13 protein-coding genes are annotated in these 14970 nt (G+C 71.2%); 8 read left to right on the top strand and 5 right to left on the bottom strand.

Annotated elements, in window-relative coordinates:
- The first annotated feature begins 72 nt into the window (after window positions 1-72).
- The gene (locus tag ACIHEJ_RS13410; protein ID WP_400134931.1) at window positions 73-867 is read left to right on the top strand and encodes a methyltransferase domain-containing protein; all 795 of its coding nucleotides are present in this window, start codon (window positions 73-75) and stop codon (window positions 865-867) included.
- A 157-nt stretch (window positions 868-1024) separates the two neighbouring features.
- Here ACIHEJ_RS13410 and ACIHEJ_RS13415 read toward each other — a convergent pair whose 3' ends face one another.
- Window positions 1025-2089, bottom strand: coding sequence for a carbohydrate kinase family protein (locus ACIHEJ_RS13415; RefSeq protein ID WP_400134932.1), 1065 nt, complete (start codon window positions 2087-2089; stop codon window positions 1025-1027).
- Window positions 2086-2994 (bottom strand): pseudouridine-5'-phosphate glycosidase, encoded by a 909-nt coding sequence (locus ACIHEJ_RS13420; RefSeq protein ID WP_400134933.1) that lies wholly within the window; start codon window positions 2992-2994, stop codon window positions 2086-2088. The genes ACIHEJ_RS13415 and ACIHEJ_RS13420 overlap by 4 nt, the downstream gene beginning before the upstream one ends.
- Window positions 2995-3095: 101 nt before the next feature.
- Here ACIHEJ_RS13420 and ACIHEJ_RS13425 point away from each other — a divergent pair, with 101 nt between their 5' ends.
- Window positions 3096-3527: a VOC family protein gene (locus tag ACIHEJ_RS13425; protein ID WP_400134934.1), complete on the top strand. Its 432-nt coding sequence runs from the start codon at window positions 3096-3098 to the stop codon at window positions 3525-3527.
- Window positions 3528-3537: 10 nt separating this feature from the next.
- On the opposite strand, the gene ACIHEJ_RS13430 is transcribed toward ACIHEJ_RS13425, so the two are convergent.
- Entirely contained in the window at window positions 3538-4092 is a 555-nt protein-coding gene (locus tag ACIHEJ_RS13430) for a methylated-DNA--[protein]-cysteine S-methyltransferase (protein ID WP_400134935.1), read from the bottom strand.
- Window positions 4093-4133: 41 nt separating this feature from the next.
- Window positions 4134-5006 carry a glycerophosphodiester phosphodiesterase gene (locus tag ACIHEJ_RS13435; RefSeq protein WP_400134936.1) on the bottom strand — a complete coding sequence of 291 codons (873 nt, stop codon included), beginning with the start codon at window positions 5004-5006 and terminating at the stop codon, window positions 4134-4136.
- Between the two features lie 279 nt (window positions 5007-5285).
- On the opposite strand from ACIHEJ_RS13435, the gene ACIHEJ_RS13440 reads away from it, so the two are divergent.
- From ACIHEJ_RS13440 to ACIHEJ_RS13465, 6 genes are all read left to right on the top strand, one after another.
- Window positions 5286-6164, top strand: coding sequence for an MHYT domain-containing protein (locus ACIHEJ_RS13440; protein WP_400134937.1), 879 nt, complete (start codon window positions 5286-5288; stop codon window positions 6162-6164).
- 40 nt (window positions 6165-6204) lie between these two features.
- Complete coding sequence (gene uvrB / locus ACIHEJ_RS13445) at window positions 6205-8343, top strand: excinuclease ABC subunit UvrB (RefSeq protein WP_400134938.1); 2139 nt, start codon at window positions 6205-6207, stop codon at window positions 8341-8343.
- Between the two features lie 156 nt (window positions 8344-8499).
- Window positions 8500-9078 carry a TerD family protein gene (locus ACIHEJ_RS13450; RefSeq protein WP_400134939.1) on the top strand — a complete coding sequence of 193 codons (579 nt, stop codon included), beginning with the start codon at window positions 8500-8502 and terminating at the stop codon, window positions 9076-9078.
- 56 nt (window positions 9079-9134) lie between these two features.
- A complete protein-coding gene (locus tag ACIHEJ_RS13455; protein WP_400134940.1) occupies window positions 9135-11126 on the top strand; it encodes a TerD family protein in 1992 nt (663 codons plus the stop codon).
- Between the two features lie 221 nt (window positions 11127-11347).
- A complete protein-coding gene (locus tag ACIHEJ_RS13460; protein ID WP_400135145.1) occupies window positions 11348-12349 on the top strand; it encodes a TerC family protein in 1002 nt (333 codons plus the stop codon).
- 145 nt (window positions 12350-12494) lie between these two features.
- Complete coding sequence (locus tag ACIHEJ_RS13465) at window positions 12495-13595, top strand: calcium:proton antiporter (protein WP_400134941.1); 1101 nt, start codon at window positions 12495-12497, stop codon at window positions 13593-13595.
- Between the two features lie 28 nt (window positions 13596-13623).
- Here the strand turns inward: ACIHEJ_RS13465 and ACIHEJ_RS13470 are convergent, their stop codons facing one another.
- Window positions 13624-14928: an MFS transporter gene (locus ACIHEJ_RS13470; RefSeq protein ID WP_400134942.1), complete on the bottom strand. Its 1305-nt coding sequence runs from the start codon at window positions 14926-14928 to the stop codon at window positions 13624-13626.
- Window positions 14929-14970 lie beyond the last annotated feature (42 nt).

A 14970-nucleotide genomic window follows, 5' to 3' on the forward strand; every position in this document is an offset into this window, starting at 1 on the left:
TCCGCTTGGTTCCCGCCTGTGGACAAGGCGTCGGTCGATCCGTGCGATCCGGGTCGCTGGGACGATTCCGGTATGACGCGATCCGACGGCTACCTCTTGGACAACCGGCAGAACGAGGCCGGTCAGCGCTTCGACGCCTTCGCCACCCTCTTCGATCCCACCACGTTCCGGCACCTCGAGGATCTCGGTGTCGCGCCCGGCTGGCGCTGCTGGGAAGTCGGGGCCGGCGGCACCTCCGTGGTGTCCTGGCTCGCCGAGAAGGTGGGCCCGACCGGCAAGGTCGTCGCCACCGACATCGACGCCTCGCTGCTCGGCGCGGTGGCCCGGCCGCCGGTCGAGGTCCGCGTCCACGACGTGGGCGCCGATGAGCCGCCAGGGGACGGCTTCGACCTGGTCCACGCCCGGCTGGTACTCGTCCATGTCCCGGACCGGGACAGGGCGTTGCGGTCCATGATCCAGGCCCTGCGCCCCGGCGGGCTGCTGCTGATCGAGGATGCCGACCCCGCCCTGCAGCCCCTGATCTGTCCCGACGAGCACGGCCCCGAACAGCGGCTCGCCAACCGGCTGCGGCAGGGCTTCCGCAGACTGCTCGCCGACCGGGGCGCCGACCTGTCGTACGGTCGCAAGCTCCCGCGTCTGCTGCGCGAGGCCGGACTGCAGGGGGTCGAGGCCGACGCGTACTTCCCCGTGACCTCACCCGCCTGCACCGCCCTGGAGGCGGCGACGGTCCGCCAGATCCGGGACCGCCTCGTCGCCGCCGGCCTGGCCACCGACGAGGAGATCGAGCGGCACCTGGTCAGCGTCGAGGCGGGCACCATGGACCTGACCACCGCCCCGATGATCTCGGCGTGGGGGCGTAAGGCGTAGCCGGGAGCCGCGAGCCGGGGCTGGGAGCCGGGAGGGCTGGTGGCGCGCCGGGCGGTCGCCGTCCGGGTGCTGTGCCCGGCGGGTGGTCCTCGGCCTGTGCCCTCCGGGTGGCCGTCGGCCTCGTTCTCATGGCGCCCGTTGGCCGTAGGCCTTCTCCTCACGGCGCCTGCAGGGTGGCCGACCCCCCGTCCCCGGATACGGTGGCGGCTCCACCCCGCCCCGAGACGGCGGTCCGCTCGCCCCTCCCGACCCGATGGCCGGCTTCCCCTCGCCTCTCCTGCTCCCGATGCGGCGGCCGCCCGCCCACCCGCCGTACCGCCTCCCCGCCCGCCCGGCAGCCCTGCGCCGCCGCCTCCTCCGGGTCCGCGCCCGCGAGCAGGGCGGCGAGGAACGCGCCGGTGAAGGCGTCGCCGGCGCCCGTGGTGTCCCGAGGCGTCGTGGGGGCCGCCGCGACCCGGGCGAGCACGGCACCGGAACGGGCCACCAGCGCGCCGTCCGCCCCCGCCTTGGCCACCACCAGCGGCACATGACGGCTCAACTCGGCCGCCGCGTCCGCCGGTTTCGCCAGCCCCGTCAGCAGACACGCCTCGTCCCGGCTGGGCAGCAGCACGTCCAGCCCCTCCGCGAACGCCAGGAAGCGGTCCACCCCGAGCTGCGCCAGGAACCCCGCCGACGCCGGATCCAGACTGACCGGCACACCACGCGCGCGTGCCGCCGCGAGCGCCACCCGGGCCAGCGCCCGGCTCGGCTCCGTGAACAGCAGATAGCCCGACAGATGCAGCCCGGCGACCCCGTCGAGCAGCGCGTCGGACCAGTCGGCCGGCTCGAGCCGCAGGGACGCCCCGCTGTCGGTGAGGAACGTGCGCTCGGCCGCAGCACCCGTGTCGACGAGACAGATCACCGTGCCCGTCGTCGCCTCCGGGTCCACCACCAGCCGGGGCTGCACCCCGGCCACGACCAGTTCCCGCTCGTGCCACGCGGCCGCGTCCGCGCCCACCCGTCCGAGCAGCCGTACGTCCGCACAGCCCGCATGGGCGGCCCAGCAGGCCACGTTGGCGCCCGCCCCGCCCGGCAGCGTCCTGATCGCGGCGGCCGTGTCGGTGCCGGCCGCGAGCGGCCCCCGGTGCCGGGCGACCACATCCGTGACCACGTCCCCGACGACAAGGAGCGCACCGTCCCGCCGCCCCGCGTCCGCACCCCCGGCCACACCTCGGCCGGTCATCCCCGGGACCAGGCCGTGGCGATCCGCGCCGCCAGCCGCACATTGCCCCGCACCGCGGCCAGATTGGCGCTCAGGGAGGCGCCGTCCGTGTGGCGGACCAGGTAGTCCAGCAGGAACGGGGTCACTGCCTGACCGGTGACGCCCCGCTCCGAGCAGGCGGTCAGCGCGTCGGCGAGCACGCGTGCGTGCAGCTCGGGGTCGAGCTGCTCCGCCTCCGGGACGGGGTTGGCGACGATCAGCGCGGTCTCCGGCGCGGCCAGGGCGTCCTGGGCCCGCATGACGTCCGCGACCTGCTCCGGGCTGCGCAGCGTCCAGTCGACCGGATGACCCGAGTCGGACAGGTAGAAGCCGGGGAACCGGTCCGTGCCGTATCCGGCGACGGCGACGCCGAGCGTCTCCAGCCGTTGCAGCGTCGCCGGCACGTCCAGGATCGACTTCACGCCCGCGCACACCACCGTGATCCGTGTCCGCGCCAGCAGTCCCAGATCGGCCGACTCGTCCTGCGTCACCGTCCACTCCCGGTGCACGCCGCCCAGCCCGCCGGTGGCGAACACCCGGACACCGGCCAGCGCGGCCAGCTGTGCCGTCGCCGACACCGTGGTCGCTCCGCTCGCTCCCGCCGCCACGGCCAGGGGCAGGTCACGGTGGCCCAGCTTTCGGATGCCGTCCTCGTTGGCCACCCGCTCCAGCTGCTCCTTGTCGAGGCCGACCTGGGGACGTCCGTCGAGCACCGCGACGGTCGCCGGTACCGCGCCCTCCCGGCGCACCGCGTCCTCCAGCTCGAGCGCCACCTGGAGATTGCGCGGGCGGGGCAGACCGTGCGCGATGATCGTGGACTCCAGGGCCACCACCGGCCGCCGCGCGTCGATCGCTTCCCGGACCTCTTCCGACACCAACAGCACCACGTGCCCGCCTCCTGTCCGTCGGTCCTTCCTGACATCTCTGGCGGGTCGCAGACGCGGATAAACGCTTGCGGCCTGTGGGGCACACCACCAGCCTGGGGTGCATGACGAACAACAGCACGCGGCTCGACCACGTAGTCCTGTGGGTCGCCGATCCGATCGCAGCGGCCGGCTTCTACGAGGAGATCGTCGGGCTGGAGCCCCTGAGGGTCGACGAGTTCACCGGAGGCAAGGTCTCCTTCCCCTCCGTCCGCGTCAACGAGGAGACGATCCTCGACCTCGCCCCGCGCACGCTCGCGGAGCGCATGAGAATGCTGCCCGGCTCGGCCGACAGCGCGGGTCATCCCGTGAACCACGTCTGCCTGTCCCTGTCGGCCGGCTCCTTCGACGCCCTGCGTGCCCGGCTGACCGAGCACGGTGTCCCGATCAGCGACATCGATCACGACTCGTACGGCGCCCGGGGCAATGCCACCCGTAGCTTCTACTTCCGGGACCCCGACGGCAACGTCTTCGAGGCCCGGCACTACGACGCGTAGCCGAGCCGGCTCAGAACAGCGGTTCGGGCAGAACGCCCTCCAGGGCGAGCAGCTTGCGCTTCGTCTCCAGCCCGCCCCCGAAACCGCCGATACCGCCGTCGCTCTCCACCACCCGGTGACACGGCACGACGACCGGCAACGGATTGGCGCCCATCGCGGCACCCACCGCCTGGGCGCCCCCGGGCTGCCCGACCCGCCCCGCGAGATCGCCGTATCCGACCACCGCGCCGTACGGCACGCCGGACGCCAGCTCGCGCAGCACCTGCCGGTTGAACCCGGAGATCAGCGACCAGTCCAGCGGCAGGTCGAAGTCGTGCCGCTCGCCCGCGAAGTAGGCCCGCAGCTGACGTATCGCCTCGGCCAGCAGCGGTGAGTCCTGATCCTCCACGGGCTCGCCGCCCAGCCGGGCCGCCAGCCGCTCCAGCGCCCGGTCGCGCACCGCGTCCGTGGCGTGGAAGACGACGTTGACCAGGCCCTCACGGGTCGCCGCCAGCATCAGCGGGCCGATGTCACTGTCGACGACGGCCCATACGACCCGCTGCTCATCCTGCCCATGGCTGTCCATGCGCCCACGGTACGACCCGCCACTGACAACGCTCGCCCGGCTCAGTCGGAGCCCAGTGCCGCCCGCACCACGTCGGGCTTGTTGGTGATCACCCCGTCCACTCCCAGCCCGGCGACCTTGCGGGCGGTGGCCGCGTCGTTCACCGTCCACGCGAACACGCCGAGCGGCCTGCCGTGCGGCCCGTCGAAGGCATGCACGGCCGCCACGTAGCCCTGCGACAGGGAGCCGTACGAGGGATTGATCAGGTCGACGAACGATGCGTACCGCTGCAGCTGGGCCATGCTGGGCATGCCGAGGAAGGCGGTGACGACCGCCGGCTTCAGCTCGTGGACCGTGCGCACGCTGTCGGCGCTGAAGCTCTGCACGACGAGCCGCCCCACGTGCGCGTGGTCCAGCCAGCCCTCGTTGGCCAGGAGCTTCAGGGTCTGCTGCTCGATGCCCGGGTACAGCTCCGGGTTCTTGATCTCCAGGAGCAGCTTCTCGTGGTTGTGCTCGACCCGGCGCATGTACTGCTGCAGCGTCGGCACGCGTGTGCCCGTGCAGGCGGGGGAGAACCAGCTGCCCGCGTCGAGCCGGGCGATCTCGGCGGCGGTGAAGTCCTTCACCTTCCACGGCGCCCGGCCGGGGAAGACGTCCTCCACGTTCGTGGTGCGCTGCAGACTGTCGTCGTGGATGACGACCAGCTTGCCGTCCTTGGTGCGCTGGACGTCGTTCTCGACCCAGGTGAAGCCCAGCTGGGCCGCCTTGTCGATCGAGGCCAGCGTGTTCTCGGGGGCGTATGCCGAGGCACCTCGGTGGGCGACCACGGTGACCTCGCCGGCCTCGCCCGCCCGGGCGTCGGAGGTGGGACTCAGCAGGATCGCCGCCGTCCCCAGGACCGCGGCGGCGATGGCAGCGACTACGCGCGCGTGCATGCAGACTCCTCGCGTCGAGCGAATACGGTCAGCACCAGACTGACAGCAGGGAGTCGACGACACCCGGGCGCACGATCGCCATCCCTGGAACGGGGACGACAGAGGCTGCTCACGGGTGCCGCACAAGTGGGGCAAGACCGTGTTTCTTTGCCGGAAAATCGTTCGACCATTCCGGTGGGGGTCATACTCTCTGCGAAAACCCCGACCGCCTCCGCGGTCGTGGGACGGGGGCGCATTTCAGGTATTCCGGGACGTAAGAGGGCGGAAGGGCAGCCGCGGATGCAAGGCACGGTCGACGGATTCAGCTACGGGGCCGTCACCCCACTGGTGGCCTATGCGATGGCCTGCCTCGGCGGTGCCCTCGGCCTGCGCTGCACCACCCGTTCCCTGCTGGTCACCCACTCCCGGCGCCCCGCCTGGCTGGCCCTCGGCTCGGCGGCGATCGGCTCCGGCATCTGGACGATGCATTTCGTCGCCATGATGGGCTTCTCCATCAAGGAGGCGCCGATCCACTACGACAAGACGATCACCTATGCCAGCCTCGCCCTCGCCGTCGTCATGGTCGGCGTGGGGGTCTTCATCGTCGGCTACCGGGGCGCCACCGGCACCTCCTTGTTCACCGGCGGCACGATCACCGGTCTGGGCGTCGCCTCGATGCACTACCTCGGCATGGCGGGCATGCGCTTCCACGGGCGGTTCACGTACAACACCCTCACCGTCGGCGCCTCCGTCGTCATAGGCGTCGTCGCCGCCACCGCCGCCCTGTGGGCCGCCGGACGCGTCCGCGGCTTCCTGTGGAGCGTGGGAGCGAGCCTCGTCATGGGACTCGCGGTCAGCGGTATGCACTACACCGGCATGGCCGCCCTCAGCGTCCACCTCGACGGCGCAGCCCACGGCGGCGGAGGCGCTCCGGAGCCGTCCCTGCTCGCGCCCATGCTGATCGGGCCGCTCGCCTTCCTGCTCATCGCGGGCGTCGTGGTGATCTTCGATCCGCTGATGGTCACGGGCCGGCCCGGCTTCCGGCCCGTCGAACACAAACCCGGAGTCCCGGCCGCTGCCGTCGCCCCCCGCACCGAGCGCCGACCCGCCCTCCACCAGGAGCGCCGTCCGGTCCTCCGACCCGAGCACCACGCTGCCCGGACCCCGCAGAACCGCTGACCCGGACCCGTTGTCAGTGGGGGGTCGTACGGTTGATGGCATGCGGCCCGTTTCCCACATCGAACGCACGGTGGCGCCCTTCGAGGTCGTCAGCCCCTACCAGCCCAGCGGCGACCAGCCGACGGCCATCGCCGACCTGGCCAAGCGCATCGAGGCCGGTGAGAAGGACGTCGTCCTGCTCGGCGCGACCGGCACCGGCAAGTCCGCGACCACCGCGTGGATGATCGAGAAGCTCCAGCGCCCCACCCTCGTGATGGCGCCGAACAAGACGCTGGCCGCCCAGCTGGCCAACGAGTTCCGCGAGCTGCTGCCGAACAACGCGGTCGAGTACTTCGTCTCGTACTACGACTACTACCAGCCCGAGGCCTACGTTCCGCAGTCGGACACCTACATCGAGAAGGACTCCTCGATCAACGAGGAGGTCGAGCGCCTGCGCCACTCGGCGACCAACTCGCTGCTCACCCGCCGCGACGTCATCGTGGTCGCCTCGGTGTCCTGCATCTACGGTCTCGGCACGCCGCAGGAGTACGTGGACCGGATGGTCCCGCTCAGAGTCGGCGACGAGATCGACCGGGACGAGCTGCTGCGCCGCTTCGTCGACATCCAGTACACGCGCAACGACATGGCCTTCAGCCGCGGCACCTTCCGCGTCCGCGGCGACACCATCGAGATCTTCCCGGTCTACGAGGAGCTGGCCGTCCGCATCGAGATGTTCGGCGACGAGATCGAGGCGCTGTCCACGCTGCACCCGCTCACCGGCGAGATCATCAGCGACGACCGGCAGCTGTACGTCTTCCCCGCCTCCCACTACGTCGCCGGCCCCGAGCGCATGGAGCGGGCCGTCAACGACATCGAGAAGGAGATGGGGGAGCGCCTCGCCGAGCTGGAGAAGCAGGGCAAGCTCCTGGAGGCCCAGCGCCTGCGGATGCGCACCACGTACGACATCGAGATGCTCCGCCAGATCGGCACCTGTTCCGGCGTCGAGAACTACTCGATGCACTTCGACGGCCGTCTGCCCGGCTCCCCGCCCAACACCCTGCTGGACTACTTCCCGGACGACTTCCTGCTCGTCATCGACGAGTCGCATGTCACCGTCCCGCAGATCGGCGCCATGTACGAGGGTGACGCCTCCCGTAAGCGCACCCTGGTGGACCACGGCTTCCGCCTGCCCTCCGCCCTGGACAACCGCCCCTTGAAGTGGGAGGAGTTCCAGGAGCGCATCGGCCAGACCGTCTACCTCTCGGCGACCCCGGGCACCTACGAGATGTCGCGCTCCGACGGCGTCGTGGAGCAGATCATCCGCCCCACCGGCCTGGTCGACCCCGAGGTCGTGGTGAAGCCCACCGAGGGCCAGATCGACGACCTGGTGCACGAGATCCGCAAGCGCACCGAGAAGGACGAGCGCGTCCTCGTCACCACCCTCACCAAGAAGATGGCCGAAGACCTCACCGACTACTTCCTGGAACTGGGCATCCAGGTGCGCTATCTCCACAGCGACGTCGACACCCTGCGCCGCATCGAGCTGCTGCGCGAACTGCGCGCCGGCGAGTACGACGTCCTGGTCGGCATCAACCTCCTCCGCGAGGGCCTCGACCTGCCCGAGGTGTCCCTCGTGGCCATCCTGGACGCCGACAAGGAGGGCTTCCTGCGCTCCGGCACCTCACTGATCCAGACCATCGGCCGCGCCGCCCGTAACGTGTCCGGCCAGGTCCACATGTATGCCGACAAGATCACCCCGGCGATGGAGAAGGCCATCGAGGAGACCAACCGCCGCCGGGAGAAGCAGATCGCCTACAACAAGGCCAACGGCATCGACCCGCAGCCGCTGCGCAAGAAGATCAACGACATCGTCGCGCAGATCGCCCGCGAGGAGGTCGACACCGAACAGCTCCTCGGCTCCGGCTACCGCAGGACGAAGGACGGCAAGGGCGCCAAGGCACCGGTTCCGTCGCTGGGCGACAAGGCGGCCAAGGGCGCGAAGGCCGGCAAGGCGACCAAGGGCAAGGCGGCGCCCACCGACCGCCCGGCAGCCGAACTCGCCGAGCAGATCGAGGAGATGACCGAGCGTATGCGCGCCGCCGCGGCGGAGCTGCAGTTCGAGATCGCGGCCCGGCTGCGCGACGAGGTCTCCGAGATGAAGAAGGAGCTGCGCCAAATGCGGGAGGCCGGCCTCGCCTGAGCCCTCGTCACCCGCCGGACCTCGGCATATGCGCCAAGTGTTGCAACACCGACACAAAGCGCGGGCCGGGGTTCGGCCCTGTCGGTGCCGCTGCGTAGGGTTCTTTTCAACCGCGCAGTGCGCGGCAACAGGGGACCATCGAGAGGGGAATCAGCGGTGTCCGTCAACTTGAGCAAGGGTCAGGCCATCAGCCTGGAGAAGAAGGACGGGGCCACCCTGACCGCGGTCCGCATGGGGCTCGGCTGGCAGGCGGCGAAGCGGCGCGGCCTGTTCGGCTCGCGCACCAAGGAGATCGACCTGGACGCCTCGGCCGTGCTGTTCGCCGAGAAGCAGCCGGTCGACGTCGTCTTCTTCCGCCACCTGGTGAGCGACGACGGCTCCGTGCGCCACACCGGTGACAACCTGGTCGGCGGCGTCGGCCAGGGCGGGGACGACGAGGCGATCCTGGTGGACCTGCAGCGCGTGCCGGTCCACATCGACCAGATCGTCTTCACCGTGAACTCCTTCACCGGCCAGACCTTCCAGGAGGTGCAGAACGCGTTCTGCCGCCTCGTCGACGAGACCAACGGTCAGGAACTGGCCCGCTACACGCTGGACGGCGGCGGCGACTACACCGCCCAGATCATGGCCAAGGTGCACCGGGCGGGCTCGGGCTGGACGATGACCGCTCTGGGCACGGCGGCCAACGGCCGTACCTTCCAGGACCTGATGCCGGCGATCCTGCCGCACCTGTAGATCCCGGATTCGCCGGGCGGGGCAGGCACGACGACACGACACAGGGGGCGACGGCGATGACGGCCGAGCTGGTGCGGGGACAGAACCACCCGCTGACCCAGATCCGGCTGGTGATCCGGATCTCGGCCGGAGTGCCGGTCCTGGCCGGGGCCACGCTCGGCGACGAGAGCGGCTCGGTACTCGGCCCCCAAGGAGTGGCCCACCCCGGCGCCCCGGCCCTGCCCGGGATCGAGGTGCCCCGCCGGGCCTCGGCCGAGCACCGCCTCGCCGTCGACCTGGGCGCCCTGCCCGAGGACGTGCACCGCGTCGACGTGTTCCTCGCCCTGCCCACCAGGACCGGTGGCCCCCTCCGATTCGGTGCCGTCGCCGCCCCGCACACCAGGGTCGAGGGCCCGGACGGCACCGAACTCGCCTGCTACACGCTCACCGGCCTGGACGCCGAGGCGGCTGTGGTCGCCCTGGAGCTGTACCGCAGACAGGGCGCTTGGAAGGTGCGCGCGACGGGCCAGGGCTACGCGGGCGGACTCGGCGCGCTCCTCGCCGACCGGGGTCTGCGTGAGGCCGCCGACCTCGCCGCGGCCGTGCAGGAGGCCGTGGCCCCGAGCCAGGCTCGGGCACGCCCCGCACCGCCCACAGCGCCCGCACCCCAGGACGCTCCGCCGCACGGGACGGCCGGGCCGACCCGCTCGTACACCCCGCTGAACACGGAGCCGACAGCGCCGTACGACGCCCAGCACCCGGAGCCGGCAGCCGCCGACGCACAGAGCCCGTACGGCGACCGCAGCCCGTACGACTCCCAGGCGGCGGGCGTCGACCGGCAGGGGACCGGCGGCCCGATCGACTACACGCATCCCCGCCGCCGCCCGCACACCGCCCCGCCACCGTCGCCCCCGCACCCGACCACCGACGAACAGCAGGCCCAGCCGGTCGCCGGCGACGCGGTGGGCTGGTCGATGGAGGAGCGGCTGTACAACCAGGTCTCGGGCATGTTCGAGGACCTGGCCCGCACCACGGCCGCGTACCGCAGCGCCGTCGACTTCGCCGACACCCGTCTGGAGAAGGAACTCGACCAGGCCCTCGCCGACCCCCGTGCGCGGCTCGGCACGGCCGGGGACTCCGCGCGCGAGACGGCCCACGCCCGCCGGACCCAGCTGATCGACCAGGCGCGCGCCAACCTCGACCGCGACCTGGCCCAGCTCAACGCCGAGTCCGAGGTGGTCGAGCCCGCGCTGCCGCCCGCGTACGCCCGCTGGGACAGCCCCGTCTGGCACGGGTACCGCGTGCCCACGGAGCCGCCCCTGGCCCTGCGCCTCGGCGATCTCCGCCTTCCCGAAAGCGAGCCGCTGCGCATCCCGATGCTGGTCAGACTGCCGCTGGAGCGGGGCCTGTGGCTCGACAGCGGTCCGACCGCCGGGCTCGACGGTTCCTTCACGGATTCCACCGAGCTGCGGCAGCTGGCCATGACGGCGGCGGTCGCGCTCGCTGCCCGGCTGCTCGCCGTGCATCCGGTGGGGGAGTTCTCCGTGCAGGTCATCGACCCGGCCGGGGCCGGTGCCCAGGCGCTGGTGCCGCTGACCGGGGCCGGAGTGCTTGCGGCACCGCCCGCGGCAGGAGCGGCCGGGGTGACGGCGGTGCTGGAGCGCCTCACCCGCCGGGTCGACCTGGTGCAGATGGCGGTGCGGGGCGGCGCGGCCGAGTCGCTGCCGGCCGATGTCGACCCCGCGCAGCAGTTGCTGATCGTCAACGACTTCCCGCACGGCTTCGACGACCGGGCGGTGACCCGGCTGCGCTACCTCGCCGACGAGGGCCCGGCCGTCGGCGTGCATCTGCTGATGGTGGCGGATCGCGAGGACGCCGCCGCGTACGGCCCGCTCCTCGACCCGCTGTGGCGTTCACTGATGCGACTCACCCCCGTGCCCGACGACTACATCGCCGACCCCTGGGTCGGTCACGCCTGGACCTACGAGCCCCCGGTCGTGCCGCACGGCAGCCGCATCGTGGAGCAGGTGCTCGACGAGCTGGCCAGGGCGCGGTCCAAGAACTGGTAAAGCGGCCCTGAGCAGGTAACTTGGTATTTTCTTTGCCTGGCTCTTTACCTTCCCTTGGTGATTGCGGTACTGTTTTTCGTACGGAGGGGAGTACTCCCTGACTGCGGCGCACCCGTCAGTACGGACCGGACCGGTCCCGGGACGCCGGCCCGTCACGGGTGGAAGAGACCTCCGGCAGCGACGACGCTGATGTGTTTGCCGTGACGAATGCCGGAGGAACAATGGACGTCTCCATGGGCCTGTGGGCCCTGACCATCGTGGGCCTCGCCGCCCTGATCGCCGTCGACTTCTTCATCGGCCGCAAGCCGCATGAAGTGTCGATCAGGGAAGCCGGGATCTGGACCGTCGTCTGGATCACCCTGGCCGGGCTCTTCGGCCTCGGTCTTCTCGTCTTCGGCGGCGGAAAGCCGGCCGGCGAGTTCTTCGCGGGCTTCATCACCGAGAAGTCGCTGAGCGTCGACAACCTCTTCGTCTTCGTCCTGATCATGGCGAAGTTCGCGGTGCCCGCCCGGTACCAGCAGCGCGTGCTGCTCGTCGGCGTCCTCATAGCCCTGGTCCTGCGGGCCGTCTTCATCGCCGCGGGAGCCGCGATCATCGCCAGCTTCTCCTGGGTGTTCTTCCTCTTCGGTGCCTTCCTGATCTGGACCGCCTGGAAGCTCGTCCAGGAGGCCCGCGCGGACCAGGGGGACGAGGAGTACGAGGAGAACAAGCTCCTGAAGGCCGCGGAGCGCAGGTTCGGTGTGGCCGACCGGTACCACGACACCAAGCTGTGGATACGGCAGAACGGCAAGCGGGTCATGACGCCGATGCTGGTCGTGATGCTCGCCATCGGCACCACGGACGTCCTGTTCGCCCTCGACTCCATCCCGGCGATCTTCGGCCTCACCCAGGATCCGTACATCGTCTTCACCGCCAACGCCTTTGCCCTGATGGGCCTGCGCCAGCTGTACTTCCTCATCGGCGGCCTGCTGAAGAAGCTGGTCCACCTGTCGTACGGCCTGTCGATCATCCTCGGTTTCATCGGCGTCAAGCTGGTGCTGCACGCGCTGCACGAGGCCGGTGTCCATGTGCCCGAGATCAGCATCCCGGTCTCGCTCGGCGTGATCTGCGCCGTCCTCGCCGTCACCACGATCACCAGCCTGGCGGCCTCCAGGAAGCAGGCGGCCGTCGAGGCGGCGGCGCGCAGCGGCGGCAGTGCTCCGAAGGACAGCGTCGACGCCTGACCGCGCCGAGGTCGGAAGCGCGCGGGAACCCTTCTCAGGGACACGAGGGGCCCGGCCTGCCGGCGCCGGGCCCCCGGGTCGGAAAGGACGAAGCATCCAGGAAGAACGGAATGCGAACCCTGTACGTCTCTGCGACGATCGCCGCATGATCACTCGGCTCCGGTCGCTCACCCGGCTGTGGACCGTCCTCGTCCCGGCGCTCGCCGTCGTCCTGTTGGTTTTCACCTGGGGCCGAGCACTCCCTGGGGCGGTCGTCGCCCTGGTGACGGTCGTCCTCGCCGGTTCCGTCCTGGCGGCGGTGCACCACGCCGAGGTCGTCGCCCACCGGGTCGGAGAGCCCTTCGGCTCCCTGGTGCTCGCCCTCGCCGTCACGGTCATCGAGGTGGCCCTGATCGTCACCCTCATGGCGGACGGCGGCGACAAGAGTTCCACCCTGGCCAGGGACACCGTCTTCGCCGCCGTGATGATCACCTGCAACGGCGTCGTCGGGCTCTGTCTGCTCGTCGCCTCCCTGCGGCACGGCACCGCGGTCTTCAACCCCGAGGGCACCGGCGCCGCCCTGGCGACCGTGGCGACGCTCGCCACGCTCAGCCTGGTGCTTCCGACCTTCACCACCAGCAAGCCCGGGGCCCAGTTCTCCACCGTCCAACTGACGTTCGCCGCGCTGTCCTCACTGATTCTGTACGGCCTGTTCGTGGCCACCCAGACGGTGCGCCACCGCGACTACTTCCTGCCGATCACCCGGCAGGGCGAGGTGATCACCGCCGACGACCACGCCCGGCCCCCGTCCGCGCGCACCGCCTGGATCAGCCTCGGCCTTCTCGGCCTGGCCCTGATCGGCGTGGTGGGCCTCGCCAAGGGCGTGTCGCCCACCATCGAATCGGGCGTGAAGGCGGTCGGCCTGAACCAGGCCGTCGTCGGTGTGATCATCGCCCTGCTCGTCCTGCTCCCGGAGACGATCGCCGCGCTGCGCTCCGCCCGCCGGGACCGGGTGCAGACCAGCCTCAACCTCGCCCTCGGTTCGGCCATTGCCAGCATCGGCCTCACCATCCCGGCCGTGGCGCTGGCCACCGTCTGGCTGTCCGGGCCGCTCGTCCTCGGTCTCGGCGCGACGCACATGCTGCTGCTCGCACTGACCGTCGTGGTCAGTTCCCTGACCGTGGTGCCGGGACGGGCAACACCCCTGCAGGGCGGTGTCCACCTGGTGATCTTCGCGGCCTACCTGGAACTGGCCATCAACCCGTGACCCGTACCGCGGTCCTCCCCCGATCCGGTCAGCCCGTGGCCGGTTCCGCCGCCGGCGCGGGCACCGGGCGCGTCTCCGGCAGCAGCGCGAAGCACCCGAGGCTCAGCAGGGCGATACAGGTCAGATAGATGCCCACGCCCCAGGGGACCCGCCCGCCATGCTCCGCGAGCGCCGTGGCCACGACCGGGGTCAGCGCGCCGCCGAGGACCCCGCCGAGGTTGTAGCCGACGGCGGCCCCCGTGCAGCGCACGCGTGCCTCGTACAGCTCCGGAAGATACGCCGCGACCACCGCGAACATCGTGACGAAGGCGATCAGCGCGCCCAGGATGCCGAGGAACATCAGCAGCGGCTCACCGGTCGCCAGCAACGCCACCAGCGGGAGCATCCACAGGACACAGGCCGAGCACCCCGCCAGACACATCGTCCGACGCCCGTACCGATCGCCGAGCAGCGCCATGAGCGGTGTGAGCGCCCCCTTCACGATCACCGCGGCCATGACGCAGGTGAGCATGATCGTGCGGCTCACCCCGAGCCGTTCCGTCGCGTACGCCAGCGACCAGGTCGTCACCGCGTAGAACACCGCGTAGCCGACGGCCAGCGCCCCCGCCGTGAGCAGCACCAGCCGCCCGTGCCGCCGTACGACCTCGACGAGCGGTACGCGCGCGTGGTCGTCGATCTCCAGGAAGCTCGGGCTCTCGACGAGCGACGAGCGCAGCCACAGCCCGGCCACTGCCGGCGCTCCGGCCGCCCAGAACGGCACCCGCCACCCCCACCGCGCGAACTCCGAGTCGGACAGCGCCGCCGACAGTGCGAGCATCACGCCGTTGGCCAGCACGAAGCCGACCGCGGGCCCCACCTGCGGGAAGCTCGACCACAGGGCGCGCCTTCCGGCCGGAGCGTGCTCCGCGGTCAGCAGGACCGCCCCGCCCCACTCCCCACCGAGCCCCAGCCCCTGCACGAAGCGCAGCACGAGCAGCAGCACGGGAGCGGCGACGCCGATCGTGCCGTACGACGGCAGACAGCCGACCGCGACCGTCGAGGCGCCGGTGAGCAGCAGCGACATGACGAGCACCGGCCGGCGCCCGCGCCGGTCCCCGAGATGCCCGAACAGCACCGACCCCAACGGCCGGGCCACGAACCCCACTCCGAACGTGCCGAAGGCCGCCAGAACGCCCACGACCGGCGAGAACGTCGGAAAGAACAGTGGCCCGAGGACCAGGGCCGCCGCGGTCCCGTAGACGAAGAAGTCGTAGAACTCGATCGCGGTCCCCGCGAGGGAGGCGACGGCGAGCCGTGGCATGGACGGTGTGCTGACGGCGCGTACATCGTGCATGCTGCGTCAACCACCCACAGTGACCAGGGGTTACGGGGGCGC

It is taken from the genome of Streptomyces sp. NPDC052301, from assembly GCF_044593395.1.
Classification (GTDB): domain Bacteria; phylum Actinomycetota; class Actinomycetes; order Streptomycetales; family Streptomycetaceae; genus Streptomyces.

Bases quoted from the DNA above. Each gene is read 5' to 3' on its own strand.
- ACIHEJ_RS13415 (WP_400134932.1), bottom strand. From the start codon at position 2,089: ATGACCGGCCGAGGTGTGGCCGGGGGTGCGGACGCGGGGCGGCGGGAC.
- uvrB (WP_400134938.1), top strand. From the start codon at position 6,205: ATGCGGCCCGTTTCCCACATCGAACGCACGGTGGCGCCCTTCGAGGTC.
- ACIHEJ_RS13435 (WP_400134936.1), bottom strand. From the start codon at position 5,006: ATGCACGCGCGCGTAGTCGCTGCCATCGCCGCCGCGGTCCTGGGGACG.
- ACIHEJ_RS13425 (WP_400134934.1), top strand. From the start codon at position 3,096: ATGACGAACAACAGCACGCGGCTCGACCACGTAGTCCTGTGGGTCGCC.
- ACIHEJ_RS13460 (WP_400135145.1), top strand. From the start codon at position 11,348: ATGGACGTCTCCATGGGCCTGTGGGCCCTGACCATCGTGGGCCTCGCC.
- ACIHEJ_RS13465 (WP_400134941.1), top strand. From the start codon at position 12,495: ATGATCACTCGGCTCCGGTCGCTCACCCGGCTGTGGACCGTCCTCGTC.
- ACIHEJ_RS13440 (WP_400134937.1), top strand. From the start codon at position 5,286: ATGCAAGGCACGGTCGACGGATTCAGCTACGGGGCCGTCACCCCACTG.
- ACIHEJ_RS13430 (WP_400134935.1), bottom strand. From the start codon at position 4,092: ATGGACAGCCATGGGCAGGATGAGCAGCGGGTCGTATGGGCCGTCGTC.
- ACIHEJ_RS13455 (WP_400134940.1), top strand. From the start codon at position 9,135: ATGACGGCCGAGCTGGTGCGGGGACAGAACCACCCGCTGACCCAGATC.
- ACIHEJ_RS13410 (WP_400134931.1), top strand. From the start codon at position 73: ATGACGCGATCCGACGGCTACCTCTTGGACAACCGGCAGAACGAGGCC.
- ACIHEJ_RS13470 (WP_400134942.1), bottom strand. From the start codon at position 14,928: ATGCACGATGTACGCGCCGTCAGCACACCGTCCATGCCACGGCTCGCC.